This window comes from Tabrizicola sp. T46 (genome assembly GCF_057219895.1).
The window spans coordinates 85,651-107,369 of sequence record NZ_JBXVVV010000004.1; the positions used below are offsets into that span (position 1 = coordinate 85,651).

Genomic DNA, 21,719 nt, shown 5'->3' on the forward strand with positions numbered 1-21,719 from the left:
ACGGTGGCATCCGGGGGACTGAAGGAACTGCGGTCGGCGCGACGCGCCTCGAATGGGCTGGTCCTGGCGGTTCTGGTCTTCAGCGCCTTCGTCAACCTCCTCATGCTGACCGGGCCGCTCTACATGCTGCAGGTCTATGACCGCGTCCTTGGCAGCGGGTCCGAGGCGACGCTTGTCGCTCTGTCCCTTCTCGTCGTCTTTCTGTTTCTCGCCATGGGTGTCCTCGATTTCGTGCGCGGCAAGGTGATGACGGTGGTCGCCGCCCGCTTTCAGGAACAGCTGGACCGGCGCGTCTTTTCGGCGGCCATGGCGCGCTCTGCCGTGGCCCCGAACGACCCCGCCGCCGTCAGCGCGCAGCGCGATCTCGAGGCGGTGCGGGGCTTCATCGCCTCGCCTGTTCTGACCGCGCTCATGGACCTGCCCTGGACGCCTGTCTTCCTCTTCGCGATCTTCATCTTCCATCCCTGGATGGGCTGGCTCTCGGTGGCAGGCGGGGCGGTGCTGGTGACCATGACGGCGCTGAACCAGATCCGGTCCCGCCAGCCGCAGCTTGAAGCGAGCTCCGCCGCCCTCCAGGCCGAACGGACCGCCGACCAGCTGAAAGCCGAAGCCGAAACCCTGCAGGCTCTGGGAATGGCGGGGTCAGGCTTCGACCGCTGGCAGGTAGCCCGGCGCCTGGCCCTTGAAAAAAGCCTGACGGCCACCGGCATCTCCGGCGGGTTCAACGCCATGATCCGGACGTTCCGACTGTTCCTGCAATCGGCGATGCTGGGACTTGGTGCCTGGCTGGTTCTGCGGGGTGAGCTTTCCGCCGGTGCGATGATCGCAGGCTCGATCCTGATGGGGCGCGCGCTGGCCCCGATCGAGCTTGCAGTGGGCCAGTGGCCCGTGGCTCAGCGCGCTGTCGAGGGCTGGCGCCAGTTGGCCGACCTGCTGTCCCGCGTGCCGCCTCCCGTCCCCCGCACCGCTCTGCCCCGCCCGCGCGCGATCCTGGAGGTGGACGGGTTAAGCGTCGCCGCGCCGGGCGACACGAACGCGCTTCTGCGCCAGGTCAGCTTCAGGCTCGAACCCGGACAGGCCCTTGGCGTGATCGGCCCATCCGGCGCGGGCAAGTCGACGCTGGCGAAGGCGCTTACCGGGGTCTGGGCCCCGCTTGCCGGACGGATCAGGCTGGATGGCGCGGCGCTGGATCAGTACGCCCCGGACGAGCTTGGCCGGCTGATCGGCTATCTGCCCCAGCGCATTACGCTATTCGAGGGCACCATCGCCGAAAACATTGCCCGGCTTGAAGCGCAGGCTGACAGTGCCCTCATCATCGAGGCAGCGAAGCGGGCCGATGCCCATGACATGATCGTCCGGCTGCCGCAGGGATACGACACCCGCGTTTCGGCGACAGGCGGTCGGCTGTCGGGCGGGCAGATGCAGCGGATCGGCCTCGCCCGCGCCTTGTACGGGGATCCCCCGCTCCTTGTGCTGGACGAACCGAACTCGAACCTCGACAGTCAGGGCTCTGCGGCGTTGAACATGGCGATCCGGGCGACCAAGGCGGCGGGCAAAGCCGTCCTGATCATGGCGCATCGTCCGGCGGCAATCCAGGAATGCGACCTCCTCCTGGTTCTGGAAGCAGGGACGCGCCGTGCCTTCGGCCCGCGTGATCAGGTCCTGCGGGAAGAGGTGAAGAACCACACCGAGATTCTGCGACCGGCGCTTCCCGGGGCTCCGACATGACGGGTGCAGTCCGCACATGGTCGGCCGCGCGCCCGCTGTTTCTTGGGTTTCTGACGATCGCACTCCTTGTCGGCGGTCTCGGCGCATGGTCGGTCCTGACGACGGTGTCAGGTGCCGTCGTCGCCCCCGGACGGATCGAGGTGTCACAGAGCCGGCAGGTTGTGCAACATCCGGACGGCGGGGTGATCGAGGAGATACTGGTCGCAGAAGGCTCAAGCGTCATGGCGGGCGACGTCCTGTTCCGTCTTGATGGCAGTGCTCTTCGGTCCGAAAAGGCGATCGTGGCCGCGCAGCTGATGGAACTTGCCGCAAGGCGGGCGCGGCTTGAAGCGCAGCGCGATGACGCAGCTGCCCCGACCTTTCCCGACACGGTCATCGCGGCGGCAACCCAGCAGCGCGAAGTGAAAGAGATGATCGAAGGGCAGTTGGGCCTCTTCGAACGGCAGGCGGATGCCCTGGGGCAGGCCAAACAGCTTCGCCGGACCAGGATCGCGCAGATCAACAGCCAGATGGACGGCCTGCGGGCCCAGCAAGCCGCGAACGAGGCCCAGGTCAGGCTGCTGAGCAATGAGATCGCCGCACAACGCGACCTCCTGGAGCGTGGCCTGACCCAGGCCGCGCGCGTGTCCGAACTGGAGCGCAATCTCGCCCAGTTGCAGGGTCGCGCCGGCGAACTGACCTCCTCCCTTGCAGAGGCGGCTGGCCGAGTGACCGAAATCGAGATCGAGATCGCCGCGCTTTCCACCCAAAGCCGCGAAGCGGCAGAGGCCGAGTTGCGTGATGTCGTCGCGCGCCAGCTTGAACTTACCGAACGCGATAACGCCCTGACCGAACGCATCGCAAGGCTTGACCTGCGCGCGCCGACCTCCGGCCTCGTACTGGGCCTGACCGTCACCACTCCGCGGTCCGTGATCCGCCCCGCAGAGGCCCTGCTGCACATCGTGCCTCAGGACCGCCCGCTGTTCGTCGCGGCCCGGGTCCCTGTCACGCATGTCGATGAGGTTCACTCCGGCCAGAAGGTTCGCCTCATTTTCTCATCGCTGCCGAAAAGCAATACTCCCGAATTGACCGGAACCGTCACGCTCGTCTCGGCGGACACCTTGTCTGACGAACGCACAGGCGTTGCCTATTTCCGCACCGAGATCGCGATTGATGCCACGACCCTGCAGGCTCTTGGCGGCGTGGACATCGTTCCGGGAATGCCGGTCGAGGCCATGCTCAAGACAACAGACCGGACACCGCTTTCCTATCTTGTGAAGCCCTTCGCCGACTACTTCCGCGGGGCGTTCCGCGAGACATGAGTCGCAAACCCGGGGAACGGTGCAAGGCCACTGTTTCTCTACGGTCCGCCGCCACGGACATCGCAGCCGAGGGGCGGGCAGACCACCAGCTGCCTGCCGACACCGGCACCAAGGGATGGCCCACGAAGGTCTTCATGACCGCAGGGCAGGTTCCGCGACTTCGCCGTGGCAGCCTTGCCGCGCCGTCTTCCCGCTGAGCATCAAGACGTCCGAGCCCCACGCGGTTCGACGTCAGGAAAACGATCTGAGCGGTAATGGCGGACAGTGAGGGATTCGAACCCTCGAGACGGTTCCCCGCCTACACACTTTCCAGGCGTGCGCCTTCGACCACTCGGCCAACTGTCCGTGGGGGCCCTTCTGCCAAGTCGCCGGGGGCTTTGCAAGGGCGATAAGAGCTGCGCGAATGCGGGCGCCGCTAGGGGGCGAGGTGCAGCGTCACCCGGCGGTTCATGCGGCCCTTCTTCTCGATCTTGCCGATCGTGACCTGACCGATCTCGCCTGTGCGGGCGACATGGGTGCCGCCGCAGGGCTGCAGGTCGATCTGCTCGGCCCCCGCGCCGATCCGGATCAGCCGGACCCGGCCCTGGCCGGTCGGTGGGCGGACGGACATCGTCTTGACGAGGTCCGGGTTGGCGTCGAGCTCGGCGTCGGTGATCCAGTCCTCGGTCACAGGCAGGTTGCGGGCGATCAGGCCCATCAGCGCGCCCTGGATCGCGGCCGGGTCGTCCGGCGGCTCGGGCATGTCAAAATCCAGCCGCCCGCGGTCGGCGGCGATCTGGCCGCCGGTTACGGGCAGGGGAATGACGACCGACAAAAGGTGGAGCGCCGTGTGCACGCGCATGTGGCCGTAGCGGCGCGGCCAGTCGAGCATCATCCGTGCAGCTGCGCCGACGGGTGGCATCGGCAGCGGCTCGGCCGGGACAAGGGCAAGACCCCCGTCCACCTTGATCGTGGTGGCGATCGGCATCCGCCCGCCGCTCCAGTCCAGCATCCCGCTGTCGCCCGGCTGGCCGCCGCCGGTGGGGTAGAAGACCGACCGGTCGACGATCAGCGCGCCTTCCGGGGTATGGCCGGTGATACAGCACTCCGTGGCGGCCAGATAGGGATCGGCACGGAAGAGAAGCTCGGTCATCGGTCGGCCCCCTTGATGTCGTCTGCGGGCGGCCTGGCCGGCTTGCGCCGTGCGGGCGGCCGGTCGGCGGCGACGAGGTCGGCCATCGCGACCAGCGTCTCGGCCGTCTTGACCGGGTCCGGCTCGGCCGGCGGGGCAGGGGGCGGCACGATGTGGATCCCCTCGGCCTGAAAGCGTTCCATCAGCTGGTGGTTGATGTCGTTGCGGACCTGCAGGCTGAAGTTCACATCGCGCAGGATCACCCGGATCTCGAAGGTCAGCTGCGTCGGCGTATAGCCCATGAAGAGGATCAAGGGTGGCGGGTTCAGGATCGCCAGCGGCTGAGCCTCGGTGATCTCGCGCAGGATGCGCTCGACCTGCCGGGCGTCCGATCCCATCGCCACGGCGACCGGCACGATCAGCCGGCCCGACAGGTTGAACCGCGTCCAGTTCGTCACCCGGCCGGTGATCAGGTCCGAGTTCGGCACGATCACGTCGTTGCGGTCGAAGGTCTCGATCCGGGTCGAGCGGACGGAAATCGCCCTGACCCGCCCCTGAACGCCGCCAACCTCGATCCAGTCGCCCTCGCTGACCGGCCGCTCGATCAAAAGGATGATTCCCGAGATGAAATTCCCCACGATGGCCTGCAAGCCGAAACCGATACCGACCGACAGGGCACCGGCGACGATCGCGAGGCCCGAAAGATCTAGCCCCGCCGCGTTGATCGCGATTAGCGCCGACAGGAAGATCCCGGCATAGCCGACACCCGCCACCAGCGCGGTCTGCCCGCCCTGCTCCATCTTCGTCTTGGGCAGGATCGTCGCCTTCAGCGTCCCCTGCAGGAGCCGGGTGAGGAGGTAGCCGATGGCGAAGACCACCGCGACGATCATGAAATCGGTGGGCGAGATGCGCCGGTCGCCCAGCATGAAGCCTTCGGAGAACCGCGCCCAGAGCTCGGTCAGGTCCGACGACCGCGCCCCCCAGATCAGCGCGAAGACGGGAAGCGAGGCCAGCGTCATCGCAAAGCCCAGAAGCACCGGCACCAGCCCGTCACGCACCTCGCTGCGCATGATCAGCGCCCAGGTCTCGCCAATCAGCCGCTGCATCACGAAGAGCAGCGTCAGAAGCGCCAGCGACAGCATCGACGGGTAGATCAGCGCCGCTGCTGCCTGCACATAGCCAAGGGCCGCCAGCACTGGCCCGACAAAGCCGATGATGCCCAGCCCCCGCGACAGGATCGACACCAGCCGCCAGGTATAGTTGCGCTCGGCATGGTCCTCCGACAGCCGCATCACCCGGCCCAGACGGACCAGGAGGAGCCCCCCGAGCAGAAGGATCGGGAAGGACATGACCGAGGTCGTGGCATCCGAATAGGCCTGCGCATCCATCGCGGCGCTGCGCAGGATCTCGGCGGCGAAGACCAGTCCCATCAGGACCGCAAGGAACCGCCCCTCGGCGCGCCGCTCGGGCGGCAGTGGCAGGACCGCACCCTCGATCTGCACGCGCGGAAAGGTCTGGGCCCCCAGCCAGGCCGCCGCAAAGACCACGAAACCCATGAAGGGCAGCGCCACCGCGATCAGCCGGCCCACCTCGCCCGGCGTTCCGGTCGCGAGGATCGCGCCAGAGAGGGAGATCATCCCCAGCGTCGGCACGATCACCTCGCCGGTCGAGGCCAGGATTGACCAGACCCCCCGCCCGCGGGCCGAGGCATTCTGGATCAGCCGGTCGGAAAACGTCCGGATCCACCGCCGCACATAGACCACCAGCGCAAGGGCCACGACCAGAAGCCCGCCGATCAGCGGCAGGTTGTCCATCAAGTTCGCCCGCGCCTCGCGGTCCGCCCAGGCTGTCGTCACCTCGTCCCAGACCCGCATCACCGTGTCGGAAAACGCGATTGCCGCCTCGGGCCAGTTCACCGGGTTCAGGGGCGAGGGCCAGAGCTGCAACAGCTCGTCCGCCTGCCGCTCCCGCAAGGTCCGGTCGATCTCGCGGATCAGCCCGTCGGCCCTCCGGTAGGCCTCGTCCGCCGCGATGCCCGGCGCCTGCAGTTCGACCAGCTGGGCGGCAAGCTCGCTTCTGCGCTTGGAAATTTCTTCGGCCTCGCTTTCGCCTTCACCTGGCGCGGGGCCAAGTGCCGCAATCTGCTGGCGCACCGTGGCGATCCGCGCCGAATTGGCGTTCTCGGCGGTCAGAAGGGCGGCGCGCCATTGCGCAAGCTGCCGGCGGATCTCTTCCAGACGCTCGTCCGAAGTGCGACGTTCTGCGATCTCGGCCTCGGCCCGGCTGGCTGTCGCCTCCCAGTCCGAATAACTGAGCTCTCCGTCGCCCAGAACGGTCTCGACACCCGTGATCGGGATCGCCCCAGGTTGCGGCTGCCCCGTTGACGGCTGAGCCGTGGATTGCTGTGCCGTCGACTGCTGGGCCGTGCCCGGACCCGCCAACGGTGCGGCAAGGGCCAGCGCCAGGAGCAGCGCCCGCCAGACCCGTCCGCACGCCGCGGGCAAGGGCTGCCTCATGCGTCCTCGAACACGGTCGGGATTGGCCGCGACGCGCGGTCCAGCCAATCCGGCACCGGCAGGCCCTTTTCGCGCAGGAAGGTGGGGTTGTAGACCTTGGACTGGTAACGGCTGCCGTAGTCGCAGAGGATCGTCACGATCGTCTTGCCCGGCCCCATGTCGCGCGCCATGCGGATCGCCCCGGCGATGTTGATCCCGGTCGATCCGCCCATGCACAGGCCCTCGTCCTGCAGAAGGTCAAAGACGATGGGGAGCGCCTCGGCATCCGGGATCCGGTAGCTGAAATCGGGCTTGAAGCCTTCAAGGTTCGCGGTGATCCGCCCCTGGCCGATGCCTTCGGTGATCGAATTGCCCGGGGCCTCCAGCTTGCCGGTGGTGTAGAAGCTGTGCAGCGCCGCACCTTCGGGGTCGGCAAGGCCGATCTTCACACCCTTCGGCTGCAGGGCCATGGCGACGCCCGCCAGCGTCCCGCCACTGCCGACGGCGCAGATGAAGCCGTCCACCTTCCCGCCGGTCTGGTCCCAGATCTCGGGCCCCGTCGTCTCGATATGGGCCTGCCGGTTGGCCACGTTGTCGAACTGGTTGGCCCAGATCGCGCCGTTCGGCTCGGTCTTGGCCAGCGCCTCGGCCAGGCGGCCCGAATAGCGGACATAGTTGTTCGGGTTCCGGTAGGGTGCTGCCGGCACCTGCACCAGCTCGGCGCCCGCGAGGCGCAGCATGTCCTTCTTCTCCTGGCTCTGCGTCTCGGGGATCACGATGACCGTGCGGAACCCCATCGACGCGCCGACCAGTGCAAGGCCGATGCCAGTGTTCCCCGCCGTGCCTTCGACAATGGTGCCGCCGGGCTTCAGAAGACCCTTCGCCACTGCGTCCCTGATGATGTACAGCGCCGCGCGGTCCTTGACCGACTGGCCCGGATTCATGAACTCTGCCTTGCCCAGGATGGTGCAGCCGGTGATCTCGGAGGCCTTCTTCAGTTTCAGAAGCGGCGTGTTCCCGATCGTGTCGGCAAGATCACTGTGAATGCGCATGGGGCGGTCCTTCCGTTATCCTTGCAGGTTTATGGGGGACCGCCGCCAAACTCAAGCCGGGGCAGGCGCACCGGCAGAGAAGAACCTGCGCGTGCCGGGGATCAGCACAATCGCCAGGATCAGGACCGACACCAGGCACCAGATCGCAGGGGCCTCGTTAGGGTTCCGCGTCAGAAGGTTCGCAGCCACCGGCCCGGCCAGCGCATGAAACAGCACAAACCGCCACAGGCCGTAGAAGAGCGGCAGGACGAAGACCGCCAGAACGTAGAAGGGAAAGCCGAAGTTGGTGCCCAGCCAGCGGTCGGGACCGGCGAAGATGTCGCTGTAGGGCAGGGTCCAGGCCAGATGCCAGGTGCCGCTGACCGTGCAGAGGACCTCGCCGCACAGGGGCTGGCCGGTCGCGCAGCGCTCAAGTCCGGGCCAGGGCACCATCTGCACGGCGATCAGCGCGCTTGCCAGCAGCGACAGCGCCAAGACGGTTCTTCCGGTCCGCCTGGTCGCGCCACGACGAAGCCAGGCCAGCATGAAGGCGTTGATCACGAGGGGCTGCAAGGCGATGTGCAGCATCGAAAGGGCGGTGACCGTCCGGTTCGCCGGGGTGCCGCACTGGTCGATCACCAGGTATCCGGCCAGCTGCAACCCTTCCATCGCTGCAAAGTAAAGCAGCGCCAAAGGCACCGCCGCCGGATCGCCACGCCGGATCGTCAGGGCCGCCGCGGCCACGCCCGCGACGGCCATGCCCGCCGTCATCCCTATTCCCCAGCACATGTCCGCCACCGGCTCTTCCCGGCCCCACCATGGCCGGGAAGACCATCCCAGGACATGATCTGGAACAAGCCGGCAGTCGCTGGCTGTCGGATCGTCCCGATCTCAGACGGGTCCCATTGCGGTCAGCCCGTTCGAGATCCCATCGCGCCGGGTCTCGATCCCAAGGCCAAGCTGGGGAAAGTAGACCCAGCGCTGGCTGCGGCCGCCGCCCTTGCCGGTGAATTCGGCCTCGACCGTCAGCGCCATGTAGCTGCACCCCGACAGCTCCACCTCCCTCGGCTCGAAGCAGCGAAAGCTTGCGGCCCAGTTGCGCCGCTCGCGTTCGACGGTGCCCCTCTCGTCACTGATCGTGACCTCCACCACTTCCTTCACCTTGCCCGACCATTTGGCCCCGTCCTCGGGCCAGATCGGTTTCGGGCTGAAGGTCCAGCGGTAATCGGGGGCCGAGGCTCCGACAATCGGCAACTCGCTTTCCTGCACGATCCGGGCGATCTCGAAGACCCCATGGGTCACGCGCCGCCGGTCCAGCCATTCGCCCCGGTTGGTGACATAGTCGATCACCACGGTCCCGTCGCCCTCGCGCCGGGCAAGGCCCCTCGACCCGTCCCTGCGGCGAAACACGATGCCCTTGTCCAAGTCGGCGCGCTGGCAGGCGGCATGGGCCGGTCGGATCAGTGCGGGCGCTGCAAGTGTGGCAAGTGAAAGGGCAATCAGCCGGCGTCGGGGAAACAGCATGGGCGACTCGTCAAATGGATTTCACAGGAACCCTAGCGCTGCCGGTTGCGCCTGTCAGAGGAAATCAGATGCCCCGAAATACGATTGCGGCACCGGCGGGGTAGGGTTTCTCCCGCCGTCCGCCCGCGCCGCCATGTGTTAACAAATCCTGAATGTCCACGAGCAAGATGTTGATCTTGCTCGTGAAGTTCATTTTGACCACTGTGGTCAAACTCAGGCAGAGACGAAAAGTCCCTCGTCCTTGACCACCTTGTAGGCCTCGTCCAGGCTCTTCTTCGCCCGCTCGATCAGCACGTCGATCTCCGCCGGCGTGATCGGCAGCGGCGGGGCAATGATCATCCGGTCGCCGACGTGGCGCATGATCAGGTTGTTGGCAAAGCACCGCTCGCGGGTCTTGTAGCCGACCGTGCCGGCCTCGCTGGCAAACTTCGCCCGCTTCGCCTTGTCCGGGGTGAGGGCGATGGAGCCCATCAGCCCGACCAGCTTCGCCTCGCCCACCATCGGGTGGTCGGTCAGCGCCTCCCAGCGTTCCTTGAGGTAGGGGTGGGCGACGTCGCGGACGTGTTCGACGATCTTCTCGTCCTGCATGATCCGCAGGTTTTCCAGTGCCACCGCACAGGCGACCGGGTGGCCAGAGTAGGTGTAGCCATGGAAGAACTCCCCCGCCCCGCCGACAACCTCGGCCACCTCGTCGCAGACGATCGACCCGCCGATCGGGGCATAGCCGGACGAAAGGCCCTTCGCGATGGTCATGATATGGGGCTTGATCCCGAAGACCTGGGACCCGAACCACTCCCCCGTCCGCCCGAAGCCGGTGATGACCTCGTCGGCGATCAGAAGGATCCCGTACTTGTCGCAGATCCGCTGGATTTCCGGCCAGTAGGTCTTCGGCGGCACGATCACGCCGCCAGCACCCTGGATCGGCTCGCCGATGAAGGCCGCGACGTTCTGGGGTCCGACCTGAAGGATCTTCTCCTCCAGCTGCCGCGCCCGGGCGAGGCCGAACTCGTCCTCCGACATGTCCCCACCCTCACCCCACCAGTAGGGCTGGTCGATGTGCTCGATCCCGTCGATCTTGCCGCCGTGGGCGTGGATCGGCTTCATGCCCCCAAGGCTGCCGCCGCCCATCGTGGACCCGTGATACCCGTTCCACCGGGCGATGATCGTCTTCCGCCAGGGCATCCCCTTCACGTCCCAGTAGCGGCGGACGAGGCGGATGTTGGTGTCGTTCGCCTCGGACCCCGAACCCGCGAAGAAGACGTGGTTCAGGTCGCCCGGCGCAAGCTTCGCGATCTCGGCCGCAAGGGCGATCGCCGGGACATGGGTCGTCTGGAAGAAGGTGTTGTAATAGGCCAGCTCTTCCATCTGCTTGGCTGCCACGCGGGCAAGTTCCTTCCGACCGTACCCGATGTTGACGCACCAGAGCCCCGCCATCCCATCGATGATCTTGTTCCCCTCGCTGTCGGTCAGCCAGACGCCTTCACCCCGGGTGATGACCCGGGCGCCCTTGGCGGCGAGGCCGGCCTTGTCCGTGAAGGGATGGAAATGGTGAGCCGCATCAAGGCGTTGCAGCTCGGCGGTGGGCAGGTGGTTGGTGATCATGTTCATGGGCTGTCCTTCCGGAATCGGCAGGGCAGGCGCCCCGTCTTGGAGGCAGGATATGATCAAACGCGGCGGGGTTCAAGAAATTTGATCAAATTTTTGCGGGCGGGATCGCCAACCTTCCTCGAAGCCCGTCGGGCACTCGACGGTCGGGCCTGCGAGGAGTGCCCGAAGGGCTCGACGAGCCTTCGGTCAATACATAAGGAAACCGCCCGAAACGTTGATCGTCGCCCCCGTCATGTAGCGCGCCATCGGGCTGCAGAGGAAGACGGTCGCGCCGACGTGATCCTCGGGCAGGCCAAGCCGCTTCATCGGGATCGCGTCTACCATTGCCTGAAACTGCTCGGGCGTCTGCCCGGGGGTCTTGAGCATCGGCGTATCAACCAACCCCGGTGCCAGCGCGTTCACACGGATGCCGAGCGGAGCCCAGGACCGGGCCATCCCGCGCGTCATCGTGGTCACCGCCCCCTTGGTCGCATTGTAGACGACCGACCCGCCGAATCCGCCCGACTGCCAGCCCTGCGAGGAGTAGTTGACGACCGAACCCTCGCGCCCTTCGGCCTTCAGCCGCGCGGCAAAGGCCTGCGTGAGGAAGAAGAGCGCCTTGAGGTTCACGTCGTGCTGGGCGTCCCAATCCTTTTCGGTGACCGAAAAGAGGTCGGCCGTCCGCAGGATAATCCCGGCGACGTTCACGAGGTGGGTCGCCAGCCCCATCGCGTCTTCGATCCGCGCCACGAGGGCGGGCAGGGCGGCGAAGTCGGTGAGGTCCGCTCCGAACCCCCTGGCACCGGGCAGGGCGGCGGCGACCGCCTCGCAGGCGGACTGGTCGATGTCCACGACCGCGACCCTTGCCCCCGCCTCGGCAAAGCCTTCGCAGACCGCGCGGCCGATGGCCCCGGCGCCGCCGGTGACGATCACGGTCTGACCCGCCAGGCCCCAGTCGAGGTGGGTCATCGGTCCAGCCTTGCCGAATTCACGAGGTCCTCGTTCACCGTGATCCCCAGCCCCGGCCCTTCCGGCGGGTTGATCCAGCCGTCGGTGTGCCAGATCGGGCGGTCCACGAGGTCGGCCTGCGCCGGGCCGTAGACCGGTTGGAGTTCAAGCTCGCGGCAGGCGGGCGAGGCGAAGCTGAGCGCCTGGCTGGCCGCAGAGACGATGGCGGTGGAGAAGTTGTGCGCATTGGCCTGACGGCGGTGGGCGACGCAGATCTCGGCGGCTTTCCAGAAGCCGGTGATGCCTTCGATCCGGCCCGGGTCAAGGCCGATGACATCTACAGTTCCCGTCTCAATAATCTCCTGCACGCCCTTGTAGTTCCACTCCTTTTCGCCGTAGGCCAGCCGCAGCGAGGTACCGGCGCGCAAGGCGCGGTAGCCTTCGGGGTCGCGGTCGCCGAGCGGTTCTTCCAGCCAGTGGACATCGAATTCCTCGAAGGCGCGGGCGCGACGGATTGCAGTCGGCACATCCCAGAAGTTCTTGATGCCAAGGTCGATCATGATGCGCTTCGTCGGCCCGACCGCCTTCCGCAGCGCCTTGACGAAGCGCACGTCGCGGTCGTGGTCGAAGCCCAGATGCGCGTCGCCCTTCTTGCCGAAGCCGACCTTGATGCCCTGCATCCCGCCTTCCAGATGCCGCGCCATGCCTTCGACCATGCGGTCGATGTCAGCCTCGGTCGCATGAAGGCTCGCCACCGCCGGCATCCGGTCATTCACCTGCCCGCCGAGAAGGTCGAGCACCCGCGCCCCCAGCGTCTTTCCCTTGAGGTCCCAGAGCGCCATGTCGATGCCGGAGAGCGCAATGGAGGCGATCCCCGCGCCGTTGCCATACCACCAGGCATGATGGCGAATGGCGTGCCAGACCCGGTGCGTCGCGAGGACGCTTTCGCCCAACACCAGTTCGGCCATTCCGTCGACGAGGGCCTTGGCGGCGCGGCTGGCTTCGGGGAAGTAGCTGCAGCACTCCCCCCAGCCGACCGCGCCATCGGTCGAGGTGATCTTCACCAGGCAGACCGACCGCTTGCGGCTGTGGTCGTTCGGCTCTGGATAGGCGACGGGGATCGCCTCGACGCGGGCGACCTTCATCCCTGAAGGACCTCTTGCCGCTGCTGGCCCAGCCCTTCGATCCCAAGGGTGACGACCTCGCCGGCTTTCAGGTAGCGCGGCGGCTTCATGCCAAGGCCGACGCCAGGGGGCGTGCCGGTGGAGATGATGTCGCCGGGATGGAGCGTGAAGAACTGGGAAAGGTAGCTGACGAGGTGCGCCACGCCGTAGACCATGGTCTTCGTGGACCCGTTCTGCATCGTCTGGTCGCCGACCTTTAGCCACATGGAAAGGTTCTGCGGGTCCGGCACCTCATCCTTCGTCACCAGCCAGGGGCCGGTCTGGCCGAAGTTGTCGCAGCTTTTGCCCTTGGTCCACTGGCCCTGGCGTTCGGTCTGGAAGGCGCGTTCGCTGACGTCGTTGATCACGCAGTAGCCCGCTACATGGTCCAGCGCCTGCGCTTCGGTCACGTATTTCGCGGGCTTGCCGATGACGACGCCAAGCTCGACCTCCCAGTCGGTCTTTTCGGATCCGCGCGGGATCAGGATGGGGTCGTTCGGCCCGCAGATGGCGGAGGTGGCCTTCATGAAAATGACCGGCTCGCTGGGAACCTGCATGCCGGATTCGGCGGCGTGGTCGGCGTAGTTGAGGCCGATGCAGATGAACTTGCCGGTTCCGCTGACGCAGGGGCCAAGGCGCGGGTTGCCTTCGACAAGGGGCAGGGTCTCGGGGTCGATCTTCAGGCTGTCGAGCCGGGTCAGGACCTCGCCCGCCACATCGGGGACGACGCCGGAGAGGTCGCGGATGCGCCCCGCCTTGTCGAGGATGCCGGGACGTTCCGCCCCTTGGGGGCCATAGCGCAGAAGTTTCATGTCTTGTCCTTGTCGTAGGCGATGGTTCCGGGGATCGGGCGGCGCGGGGGCTGTCCGGTCAGGGCGCGGGTGATCTCGTCGGCGACGAGAGACTGCAACTGGGCGACCGCCACGTCGGAATACCACGCCGCGTGTGGAGTAAGCAGGATGTTCGGCGCCGACCGCAAGGGGGAGTCCATCGGCAGGGGCTCCACCGCGAAAACATCGAGCGCCGCACCGGCGAGCTTTCCCTTGGTCAGGGCCTCGGCGAGCGCCGGTTCGACGATGAGGTCGCCGCGGGCGGAGTTGACGAGGTAGGCGGTGGGTTTCATGTGCGCCAGCGCCTCGGCGTTGATGATGCCGACCGTCTCGGGCGTCGCGGGGGCGTGGAGGGTCAGGACGTCTGATTGGGAGAGCAGGGTGGGGAGGTCGACCATCTGGACGCCGTCAACCTGCGCCACGGGGTCGGTCGCGATGAAGCGGAAGCCGAAGGGGTGAAGGCGGCGGTGCACCTCCTGCGCGATGCGCCCGAGGCCGAGGAAGCCCACGGTCGTGTCACGAAAGGCGGGCAGGGGCTTCGTGATGGCGACGACGTTCCATTCGCCGCGCCTGACCTGTGCTTCCAGCGGCATGAGCTTGCGGAGGAGGGTCAGGATGGCGGCGGCGGTGTGGTCGGCGACCTCGTCGGTGCAGTAGTCGGGCACATAGGCGGCCTTGACGCCCGCGGCATCAAGGGCGGCGAGGTCGAAGTTGTTGAAGCCCACGCCGTAACGGATGGCGCGGGCACCGGGGGCAAGGCCCGCGATGGCGGCGGCGGTCAGCGGGGCGAACTGGACGACGGCGACATCGGCGCCCTTCACGGCGGCGGCGACCTCGTCGGCTGTCCTGCAGGCGTGGCGTTCGAACTCGGCGCCCAGAAGGCGGGCGGCGGCCTCTTCCCGGGCCACATCGGGGAAGGTCGCGTCGGTAACGATGACCCTCATGCCAGCACCGGCAGGCCGCAGGCGGCGCGGAGCTCGGGGTTACGCACGTCGACCTCCTGTCCGGCATAGGGGTCGGCCTCGGGTGTGGCGAGCCAGGCGATGGCATGGGCGGGCTGGTCGGCGGGGGCGAGGTTTTCGCGCGGGATCTGGCTGACCGGGTTCATCTTCGAGGCGCGGATCGAGCCTTGCATGCCGGTATCCACCACGCCGGGCGCAAAGCCGAAGACGCGGACGCCCTTGTCGGCGAACTCGAGGTGGACCGAGCGGGTGAGCATGGCAAGGCCCGCCTTCCCGGCGCAATAGGCGCTCCACCCCTCCATCGCGTTGCGGGCGGCACCGGAGGAGAGGTGGATCACGCTCACCCCGTTTGCAGGACGATGGACGATGGCTTGCTGGGTGACATGGAAGGCCGAGACCAGATTGATCTGGATGTTCTGCTCCCAGTCATCGATCGAAACGCTGTCGATATGGCCGATGGGGGTGATGACACCGGCGTTGTTCACGACGATGTCGAAGCCATGGGCAAGAAGGGCGACGGTCGCCGCCCGGTCGGTCGCGTCGGCCACGAGGCCCGTGATCCCCTTGCCCGTGGGGCCTTCGGCAAGGCTTCTGGCCGAGCGCGCGGTATAGGTCACGGTCGCACCGGCGGCGGCGAGGGCGGTCACGGTGGCAGCACCGATGCCGCGGTTGCCGCCGGTGACGAGGGCAGTTTTGCCATGAAGATCAAGGGGTTTCATCAAGGCTCCACTGTTTTGGGAGAAGGAAGGGAAATCCGGTGCGGGTGTCGATGTCGATGACCATGATGTCGGCCATGTGCTGCGACCAGCGCGCGTTCACCGGGTCGGTCTTGAGGTAGGCGATGGTGGCGGGCAGGTCGTCGGTCTCGAAATAGCCGAAGAGCGTCAGGCCGTGGCGGAAGATGTGGTAGTTGCGGATGCCGCTTTTCCGCAGGGTCGCGTCCATCTCGGGCCAAAGTTCGTCGTGGCGCTTCTTGTATTCGTCCTCATACCCGGGGCGAACCCCGAGAACCCAAGCGTAGCTTGCCATCACGCACCCTCCTTCAGATAGTCATGGATCACGATGCCCGGCACCAGCGTGAACCGGGCACGCCAGTAGAAACCGTCCAGCATCTCGCGCACCGGCAGACGGTGGACCGGTGCCTGCGCGTTCGGGCGAAGCTCCACCGTACAGGGACCGCGCCAGCATTCGGTGACCTCGACGTCAGCAAGCGCCCGACTGGTCAGCTGCCGGATCGCCGGTGTCCCGTCGATATGGTCCACCGCCTTTAGGTTGATGTTGGTCCTGAACGGGAAATGATTTAGCTCGGCAATGTCCGCCGGCACCTGCTTGTAGGGCATCGTCCCGGTCAGGATGTCGATCCCGTTCCGCCGGCAGGAACCGACGATAAGGTCACCCCGGAACTCCAGCGCCGGTTCGGCAAGCTTCTTCGGCTGGCCGTGGATTTCGCGGCCATGCGTGACGCCGATGTCGGAAGAGAGGAAGAGGTAGGGCGAGTAACTCCCCACCACGTCCCCCAGCCGGACCCCGAACATCACGTTGACCTCGCCGTAAGGCCCCAGCCAGTCAGTGTCGTTCATCTTGTAGACGTGGATCATCACCACGTCGCCGGTCGGCTCCAGGGGTTCCGGCAAGAGGCGGCGCATGGCGTCCGTGTCGCTGCGATAGCAGAGGGTCAGCACCTCGACATCGCGGAAGGTGAAGGGAAAGCGCGGGATCATCGGCGCATCAAGCGGGGTCGAGAACCCGCCCTGAACGATCTGATCCTTCGTCGCGCCCCACATCACACGCCCTCCACCCGGCCCGAGGCCATGGAGCGGTACATCGCGTCCAGCACTTCGACCACGTGCATGCCCACCGTGCCCGGCGCCTCGTTCCGCTTCTCGCGGCCGAGGCAGATATCGACCAGCCGGTCGACGGGCTCGATGGCGAGGTAGGCCCCTTCGCCGGGTTTGAGGTCCAGCACCACGTCATCGCGGTCATTGCGGCGCAGCTCCATCCGCTCGCGTTCGACGTCGATCAGCAACATCCCTTCGGTCCCGAAGATGCGGACATCGACCTGGTAGCCGCAGTGTTTCGGCACCGTCGCCGCGCCTGAGATCGCCGCCGTCGCGCCGTTGGTCATCCGCACGGTCAGCGCGTCGTAGTAGTCCACCCCCGCCTTGCTTTTCCCACCCATGGCAAAGACCTGCGCGGGTGCTAGGCCCGAAACCGCGAACATCAGCCCCAAAGCGTGTGAAAGCTGCCCCCAGCCATAGCCGCCCGCGTTCGCCGGGTCGGCCCAGGTGGAGCGTTCGGGCTGGAACATGTGGCTGACCGTCTCGATCAGCCCGTCGCCACCGAAAAGGTCGCCCGTCGGGCTGGCCATCTGGCAGGAGACATGGCGGATGTCCCCAAGGCGGCCCGCCTGCACAAGGTCCACAGCGCGGCGGGTGAAGTCCTTGAAATTCCAGCCATAGGGCACGACGATCTGCTTGCCCGCCGCCGCCGCCTTCGCCACCATTGCGCGCGCATCGGCAGCCGAGGTGGTCATCGGCTTGTCGACCAGCACATGCAGGCCCGCCTCAAGGCAGGCCATCGCCTGTTCGAAATGCACTGTGTGGGGAGAGACGATGATCGCGCCGTCCAGTGCCTCCTTCGCCAGAAGCTCGCGATAATCGGTGTAGCCCGCCGCAATGCCGAAGGTCTCGGTCAGCTGCTTCAGCGCTTCCGGGTTCCGGCGGTTCACGGCGGCCAGGGTGGCGTCGGGGTTGTCAAGGAGGGCAGGGATATAGACCTGCGCGCCCCACCAGCCCGCACCAAGAACCGCGATCCTGGCCTTATGCACCTGTCACCTCCTTCAACGCGTTCCGAACATTGACCATATGCTGCCGCATCGCCCGGTGTGCTGCGTCGGGGTCGCGCGCCAGAAGGGCGGCCATGATCGCCTGATGATCCTCGACCGATTGCGCGCGGATCGACCGGCGCTTCTGGAACGCCTTGCGGCCCTGGTCGCCGAGGACCTGCAGCATCTTGCCGAAGCGGCCAAGGAAGGCGTTGCCGCTGGCGTCGAGGATGGTCTTGTGGAACTCAACATCCGTGTCGTGGAAAAGCTCGGCATCCTCGGGTGCGGCGGTCTGCTGCGCGACAAGGTCGGCAAGGTGGTCAAGCTGCTCGTCGGTCAGACGTTCCGCCGCCATGCGGGCGATCATCGGTTCGAACTGGATGCGGGCGTCGAAAAGCTCGGCCATGTTCGAGGCCGAAAGGGTGACAAAGAACTCCATCGGCGACAGAAGCTCGGCGTCGAGCGAGGTGACATAGACCCCGCCGCCGTGCCGGATTTCCACCACGCCAAGGATGGCGAGCGCGCGCAGAGCCTCGCGCACCGTGGGGCGGCTGACGTCAAGGATCTGCGCCAGTTCGCGTTCGGCGGGCAACTTGTGGCCGGGCGACAGCGCCCCCGCCTTGACCATGTCGAGGATGCGCTGAACGACGAGTTCCGACACCGACTTGCGGCCGATGGGATCGTCCAGCCTTACGACGACTGGCTCAGTCTGCCGTGCCATGGGCCCCTCCCTTGATGAGGCGCGAAAGCCGGTCGCGGATCATCGGCACCATCACCGACAGGATCAGCAGGATGCCCAAGACCCCGGTCTGGATGTGACCGGTGATATTGGCCAGCCCCATGCCGTTCCGTAGCGCCAGCACGATCAGGATCGCCAGCACCGTACCCAGCATCGTCCCCGATCCGCCGAAGATCGAGATCCCGCCCAGAAGGACCATGGTGATGATGTCCAACTCGAACCCCAGCGCCGCGTCGCCCCGGATCGCGCCGAGCCTTGCGGCGTAAAGCAGGCCCGCCAGCGCCGAGACGAAGCCCGAGGCGATGAAGATCCAGGCCTTGATGCGCCCGACGTCGATCCCGGAATACTCGGCCACCGCGCGGTTCGAGCCGATGAAGTACACCTTCCGTCCGAAGGCCGACCGTTCCAGGATCACCCAGGCAAGGACCGCGCCAAGCGCGAAGATCACCATCGCAAGGGGCAGGGGGCCGATCAGTCCGGCCTGGCCCAGCCGGTCGAACCAGTCGGGGAAATCGGTGATCCCCCTGTCCTCGACCAGGATCCGCGCGATGCCGCGGAAGGCGATCATCGTCGCCAGCGTCACGACAAGCGAGGGGATGCCGAGGCGCACGATGCAGAAGGCGTTGAAGGCGCCGCAGGCAAGGCCAATCAAAAGGCACAGGCCGATTGCGACCGGGGCGGGAACGCCCATCTGGAAGAACCAGCCGAAGGCGCAGGCGGCAAGGCCCATCACGCTTGCGACGGAAAGGTCGATCTCGCCGTTGATGATGACGAAGGTCATCACAAGGGCGACGATGATTTTCTCCGCCGAAAGCTGGAACATGTTGATCAGGTTGTCCTGCGTCAGGAACATCGGCACCCCGGCCTGATCCCTGAGCGTGAGCGTGTTGATCACGAGAAGCAGGATCAGCACCGCAAGGAGAAAGCCTTCATAGCTTGCGAGGCGCTCGCGCAAGGTCATTCGGCGGGCTCCTTCTGCAGGGCCGGGGCGCGGGCGGCCTCGGCGGCGGCGATCTTGCGGGCGATCAGGCGGCGGGAAAGGACGGTGTCAAGCACGACCGCGCCAAGGATCAGGAAGCCAAGGACCGCCTCGCGCCAGAACTCGCTGACGACTTCCCAGCGGACCAGCGAGGTGTCGATGAGGTCGATCAGGCTTGCGCCGATCAGGACCCCGATGACCGAGCCCGAGCCGCCGAAAATGTTGACCCCGCCCACGACGACCGCGCCGATCGACTTCAGCTCGAACCCAAGGCCGGCGACCACGGTGATGTTGCCGAAGCGCGACAGGAACATGAAGCCCGCCAGCCCGGCCAGCGCGCCGCAGAGGACGAAGGCCGCAAAGACCGTCCGCGCCATGCTGATCCCGGCAAAGCGCGCGGCATCGGGGTTGGAGCCCACCGCATAGAACTGCCGCCCGGACCGGAAGCGGGTGAGGTAGAGGTGGGCGGCCAGGACGATGACCAGCGTGATCACCACCATCCAGCGGACCTGAAGCTCGCCGATTTCGAAGGCATTGGCCTGGGCAAAGCCTGTTAGCCACACGGGCAGGCGGTCGGTGGTGATCGACCCGCCGCTGGAGAACTGCACGAGGATCGACCGGAAGATCGCCAGCGTCGCCAGCGTCACGATGATCGAGGGCAGGCCGACGAAGGCCACCAGCACGCCGTTCAGCGCCCCAAGAATGGCCCCCGCGCCGACGGCCAGCGCCACCAGCAGCAAGGGCTGCATGTCGGGGTATTGGATGACAAGCCCGCCGACCAGATAGGCCACGCAGCCGACCGTCGAGCCGACGGAAAGGTCGATGTTCCGCGTCAGGATCACGAAGGCCTGCCCCACGGCGATCAGCGCGATGATCGCGACCGAGGTCGAGGTGCGGTTGAAAAGGCGCGCGTTCAGATAGCCGTCGATCTGCGTGGCGAAGAAGGCCACAGTCAGCGCGAAGACCGCCAGAAGGGCCAGAACCCGCAGCGTGGTGGGGCTGACCTTACCCATGCTCGGCCCCCACCGCGACGCGCATCACCGCCTGTTCCGTCGCCGCCTCGCCCGGGAAGGCGCCGACAAGCCGCCCCTCGCGCATGACCAGCACCCGGTCGGCCAGCGACAGGACCTCTGGCAGATCAGAGGAGATCACGATCACCGCCACGCCCTTGGCCGCAAGGTCGCGCAGGATCTGGTGCACCTCGGCCTTGGCACCGACGTCGATTCCCCGCGTGGGTTCATCGACGATCAGGATCTTCGGCTGGGTGTTCAGCCACTTGGCCAGCATCACCTTCTGCTGGTTCCCGCCCGACAGCGTGCCGACCTTCGCGGAAAGGCTTGCCGCCTTGATCTGCAGCTTCTTGCGATAATCCAGCGCATCGGCAAGCTCGCGCGCCCGGTCGATGATGCCCCATCCGTTGGCATAGGCATCAAGCTTCGGCAGGGTGATATTCGCCGCGATGGACTCCTCCAGCGCTAGGCCCATCTTGCGGCGGTCCTCGCTGACATAGGCGATTCCCAGGGCTTGAGCCTGACGCGGGCCGGTGATCGTCACCGCCTTTCCGTCGACCTCGATCGTGCCACGATCGGCCGGGGCGACGCCGAAAAGCGCCAGCCCCACATCCGTCCGCCGCGCGCCAACAAGGCCGGAGAGGCAGACGACCTCGCCCGCTTCGACGTGAAAACTGATGTCGCGGAAGGCACCCGTCCGGCCAAGGCCGCTGACCTTCAGCCGCGTCTCGCCCGTGGCAAGGCTTGGCATCCGGGCAAAGCGCCCCGCCATGTCGCGCCCCACCATTTCTGCGATCATCCCCTCCTGAGTCGTTTCGGACGTCGGCTTTGTGCTGATGTGCCGTCCGTCTCGCATCACCGTCACGGTGTCGGAGAGGGCGAAAATCTCATCAAGCCGGTGGCTGATGTAAAGGACCGCAACCCCCTGGTCGCGCAGGCTGCGGGCGATCCCGAAAAGCCGCTGCACCTCGTGATCCGAGAGGCTGGCCGAAGGTTCGTCCATGATCAGGACCCGTACGTCCAGCGACAGCGCCCGCGCGATCTCGACGGTCTGCTGTTCGGCCAATGTCAGTTCCGCGGCAGGCCGCGTCGGGTCAAGGCTGACCCCCAGCCGGTCGATGATCGCCGCCGCCTCGGCGTTCAGCCCGGCCCAGTCGATCAGCTGCGGACGCGACTGGTGGCTGATGAAGATGTTCTCGGCGACCGTCAGGTCGGGAAAGACCATCGGCTCCTGGTAGATCGCGGCCACGCCGGCGCGCTGGGCATCGCGCGTGCCGGCAAAGCTGACCGGCTGGCCATTCACCCGGATCGTGCCGGACGAGGGGCGATGGATCCCGGTCATCGTCTTGATGAGGGTGGACTTGCCGGCGCCGTTCTCGCCCACCAGCGCATGGATCGTGCCGGGGTAAAGCGTCAGCGAGACGTCCACCATGGCCTGCGTGGACCCGAAGGTCTTGCTCACGCCCAACATTTCCAGAACCGGTGCC

At 66.6% G+C, this 21,719-nt stretch carries 20 protein-coding genes and 1 tRNA gene; 2 read left to right on the forward strand and 19 right to left on the reverse strand.

Going from position 1 to position 21,719, the window contains the following annotated elements:
- Window positions 1–3 precede the first annotated feature (3 nt).
- Both AC2D9V_RS15945 and AC2D9V_RS15950 read left to right on the forward strand, forming a co-directional pair.
- On the forward strand, window positions 4–1,728 hold the full coding sequence (locus AC2D9V_RS15945) for a type I secretion system permease/ATPase (protein ID WP_484715091.1): 1,725 nt from the start codon (window positions 4–6) through the stop codon (window positions 1,726–1,728).
- Entirely contained in the window at window positions 1,725–3,029 is a 1,305-nt protein-coding gene (locus tag AC2D9V_RS15950; RefSeq protein ID WP_484715092.1) for an HlyD family type I secretion periplasmic adaptor subunit, read from the forward strand. The genes AC2D9V_RS15945 and AC2D9V_RS15950 overlap by 4 nt, the downstream gene beginning before the upstream one ends.
- Before the next feature lie 255 nt (window positions 3,030–3,284).
- On the opposite strand, the gene AC2D9V_RS15955 is transcribed toward AC2D9V_RS15950, so the two are convergent.
- The 19 genes from AC2D9V_RS15955 to AC2D9V_RS16045 form a co-directional block, all read right to left on the reverse strand.
- A tRNA-Ser gene (locus tag AC2D9V_RS15955) sits at window positions 3,285–3,374 on the reverse strand.
- A gap of 70 nt (window positions 3,375–3,444) precedes the next feature.
- Window positions 3,445–4,161 carry an alanyl-tRNA editing protein gene (locus tag AC2D9V_RS15960; RefSeq protein ID WP_484715093.1) on the reverse strand — a complete coding sequence of 239 codons (717 nt, stop codon included), beginning with the start codon at window positions 4,159–4,161 and terminating at the stop codon, window positions 3,445–3,447.
- The gene (locus tag AC2D9V_RS15965) at window positions 4,158–6,644 is read right to left on the reverse strand and encodes a DUF3772 domain-containing protein (RefSeq protein WP_484715094.1); all 2,487 of its coding nucleotides are present in this window, start codon (window positions 6,642–6,644) and stop codon (window positions 4,158–4,160) included. Before AC2D9V_RS15965 ends, AC2D9V_RS15960 begins: the two co-directional genes overlap by 4 nt.
- Window positions 6,645–6,652: 8 nt before the next feature.
- Entirely contained in the window at window positions 6,653–7,687 is a 1,035-nt protein-coding gene (locus tag AC2D9V_RS15970; protein ID WP_484715095.1) for a cysteine synthase A, read from the reverse strand.
- 51 nt (window positions 7,688–7,738) lie between these two features.
- Window positions 7,739–8,437, reverse strand: a complete 699-nt coding sequence (locus AC2D9V_RS15975) for a DUF5765 domain-containing protein (RefSeq protein WP_484715096.1) — start codon at window positions 8,435–8,437, stop codon at window positions 7,739–7,741.
- Between the two features lie 120 nt (window positions 8,438–8,557).
- Window positions 8,558–9,190: a hypothetical protein gene (locus tag AC2D9V_RS15980; protein WP_484715097.1), complete on the reverse strand. Its 633-nt coding sequence runs from the start codon at window positions 9,188–9,190 to the stop codon at window positions 8,558–8,560.
- A 213-nt stretch (window positions 9,191–9,403) separates the two neighbouring features.
- Window positions 9,404–10,798, reverse strand: a complete 1,395-nt coding sequence (locus tag AC2D9V_RS15985) for an aspartate aminotransferase family protein (protein WP_484715098.1) — start codon at window positions 10,796–10,798, stop codon at window positions 9,404–9,406.
- Window positions 10,799–10,984: 186 nt separating this feature from the next.
- A complete protein-coding gene (locus AC2D9V_RS15990) occupies window positions 10,985–11,746 on the reverse strand; it encodes an SDR family NAD(P)-dependent oxidoreductase (protein ID WP_484715099.1) in 762 nt (253 codons plus the stop codon).
- Window positions 11,743–12,870 carry a mandelate racemase/muconate lactonizing enzyme family protein gene (locus tag AC2D9V_RS15995; protein ID WP_484715100.1) on the reverse strand — a complete coding sequence of 376 codons (1,128 nt, stop codon included), beginning with the start codon at window positions 12,868–12,870 and terminating at the stop codon, window positions 11,743–11,745. Before AC2D9V_RS15995 ends, AC2D9V_RS15990 begins: the two co-directional genes overlap by 4 nt.
- A complete protein-coding gene (locus tag AC2D9V_RS16000) occupies window positions 12,867–13,700 on the reverse strand; it encodes a fumarylacetoacetate hydrolase family protein (RefSeq protein ID WP_484715101.1) in 834 nt (277 codons plus the stop codon). Before AC2D9V_RS16000 ends, AC2D9V_RS15995 begins: the two co-directional genes overlap by 4 nt.
- Entirely contained in the window at window positions 13,697–14,662 is a 966-nt protein-coding gene (locus AC2D9V_RS16005; protein ID WP_484715102.1) for a C-terminal binding protein, read from the reverse strand. Before AC2D9V_RS16005 ends, AC2D9V_RS16000 begins: the two co-directional genes overlap by 4 nt.
- Window positions 14,659–15,399 (reverse strand): SDR family NAD(P)-dependent oxidoreductase, encoded by a 741-nt coding sequence (locus AC2D9V_RS16010; RefSeq protein ID WP_484715103.1) that lies wholly within the window; start codon window positions 15,397–15,399, stop codon window positions 14,659–14,661. The genes AC2D9V_RS16005 and AC2D9V_RS16010 overlap by 4 nt, the downstream gene beginning before the upstream one ends.
- Window positions 15,386–15,709: an L-rhamnose mutarotase gene (locus AC2D9V_RS16015; RefSeq protein WP_484715104.1), complete on the reverse strand. Its 324-nt coding sequence runs from the start codon at window positions 15,707–15,709 to the stop codon at window positions 15,386–15,388. Before AC2D9V_RS16015 ends, AC2D9V_RS16010 begins: the two co-directional genes overlap by 14 nt.
- Entirely contained in the window at window positions 15,709–16,464 is a 756-nt protein-coding gene (locus AC2D9V_RS16020; protein ID WP_484715105.1) for an acetoacetate decarboxylase family protein, read from the reverse strand. The genes AC2D9V_RS16015 and AC2D9V_RS16020 overlap by 1 nt, the downstream gene beginning before the upstream one ends.
- A complete protein-coding gene (locus tag AC2D9V_RS16025; protein WP_484715106.1) occupies window positions 16,464–17,507 on the reverse strand; it encodes a Gfo/Idh/MocA family protein in 1,044 nt (347 codons plus the stop codon). The genes AC2D9V_RS16020 and AC2D9V_RS16025 overlap by 1 nt, the downstream gene beginning before the upstream one ends.
- A complete protein-coding gene (locus AC2D9V_RS16030; RefSeq protein ID WP_484715107.1) occupies window positions 17,500–18,225 on the reverse strand; it encodes a FadR/GntR family transcriptional regulator in 726 nt (241 codons plus the stop codon). Before AC2D9V_RS16030 ends, AC2D9V_RS16025 begins: the two co-directional genes overlap by 8 nt.
- Entirely contained in the window at window positions 18,209–19,204 is a 996-nt protein-coding gene (locus AC2D9V_RS16035) for an ABC transporter permease (protein ID WP_484715108.1), read from the reverse strand. Before AC2D9V_RS16035 ends, AC2D9V_RS16030 begins: the two co-directional genes overlap by 17 nt.
- Window positions 19,201–20,235, reverse strand: a complete 1,035-nt coding sequence (locus AC2D9V_RS16040; RefSeq protein ID WP_484715109.1) for an ABC transporter permease — start codon at window positions 20,233–20,235, stop codon at window positions 19,201–19,203. Before AC2D9V_RS16040 ends, AC2D9V_RS16035 begins: the two co-directional genes overlap by 4 nt.
- Window positions 20,228–21,694, reverse strand: a complete 1,467-nt coding sequence (locus AC2D9V_RS16045; RefSeq protein WP_484715110.1) for a sugar ABC transporter ATP-binding protein — start codon at window positions 21,692–21,694, stop codon at window positions 20,228–20,230. Before AC2D9V_RS16045 ends, AC2D9V_RS16040 begins: the two co-directional genes overlap by 8 nt.
- Window positions 21,695–21,719 lie beyond the last annotated feature (25 nt).

Excerpts from the sequence above, each read along its gene's own strand:
- AC2D9V_RS15960 (WP_484715093.1), bottom strand. The coding sequence starts at position 4,161 with ATGACCGAGCTTCTCTTCCGTGCCGATCCCTATCTGGCCGCCACGGAG.
- AC2D9V_RS16030 (WP_484715107.1), bottom strand. The coding sequence starts at position 18,225 with ATGGCACGGCAGACTGAGCCAGTCGTCGTAAGGCTGGACGATCCCATC.
- AC2D9V_RS15980 (WP_484715097.1), bottom strand. The coding sequence starts at position 9,190 with ATGCTGTTTCCCCGACGCCGGCTGATTGCCCTTTCACTTGCCACACTT.
- AC2D9V_RS16000 (WP_484715101.1), bottom strand. The coding sequence starts at position 13,700 with ATGAAACTTCTGCGCTATGGCCCCCAAGGGGCGGAACGTCCCGGCATC.
- AC2D9V_RS15975 (WP_484715096.1), bottom strand. The coding sequence starts at position 8,437 with ATGACGGCGGGCATGGCCGTCGCGGGCGTGGCCGCGGCGGCCCTGACG.
- AC2D9V_RS16020 (WP_484715105.1), bottom strand. The coding sequence starts at position 16,464 with ATGTGGGGCGCGACGAAGGATCAGATCGTTCAGGGCGGGTTCTCGACC.
- AC2D9V_RS16015 (WP_484715104.1), bottom strand. The coding sequence starts at position 15,709 with ATGGCAAGCTACGCTTGGGTTCTCGGGGTTCGCCCCGGGTATGAGGAC.
- AC2D9V_RS16040 (WP_484715109.1), bottom strand. The coding sequence starts at position 20,235 with ATGGGTAAGGTCAGCCCCACCACGCTGCGGGTTCTGGCCCTTCTGGCG.
- AC2D9V_RS15995 (WP_484715100.1), bottom strand. The coding sequence starts at position 12,870 with ATGAAGGTCGCCCGCGTCGAGGCGATCCCCGTCGCCTATCCAGAGCCG.
- AC2D9V_RS15985 (WP_484715098.1), bottom strand. The coding sequence starts at position 10,798 with ATGAACATGATCACCAACCACCTGCCCACCGCCGAGCTGCAACGCCTT.
- AC2D9V_RS16005 (WP_484715102.1), bottom strand. The coding sequence starts at position 14,662 with ATGAGGGTCATCGTTACCGACGCGACCTTCCCCGATGTGGCCCGGGAA.
- AC2D9V_RS16035 (WP_484715108.1), bottom strand. The coding sequence starts at position 19,204 with ATGACCTTGCGCGAGCGCCTCGCAAGCTATGAAGGCTTTCTCCTTGCG.
- AC2D9V_RS15950 (WP_484715092.1), top strand. The coding sequence starts at position 1,725 with ATGACGGGTGCAGTCCGCACATGGTCGGCCGCGCGCCCGCTGTTTCTT.
- AC2D9V_RS16010 (WP_484715103.1), bottom strand. The coding sequence starts at position 15,399 with ATGAAACCCCTTGATCTTCATGGCAAAACTGCCCTCGTCACCGGCGGC.
- AC2D9V_RS15990 (WP_484715099.1), bottom strand. The coding sequence starts at position 11,746 with ATGACCCACCTCGACTGGGGCCTGGCGGGTCAGACCGTGATCGTCACC.
- AC2D9V_RS15970 (WP_484715095.1), bottom strand. The coding sequence starts at position 7,687 with ATGCGCATTCACAGTGATCTTGCCGACACGATCGGGAACACGCCGCTT.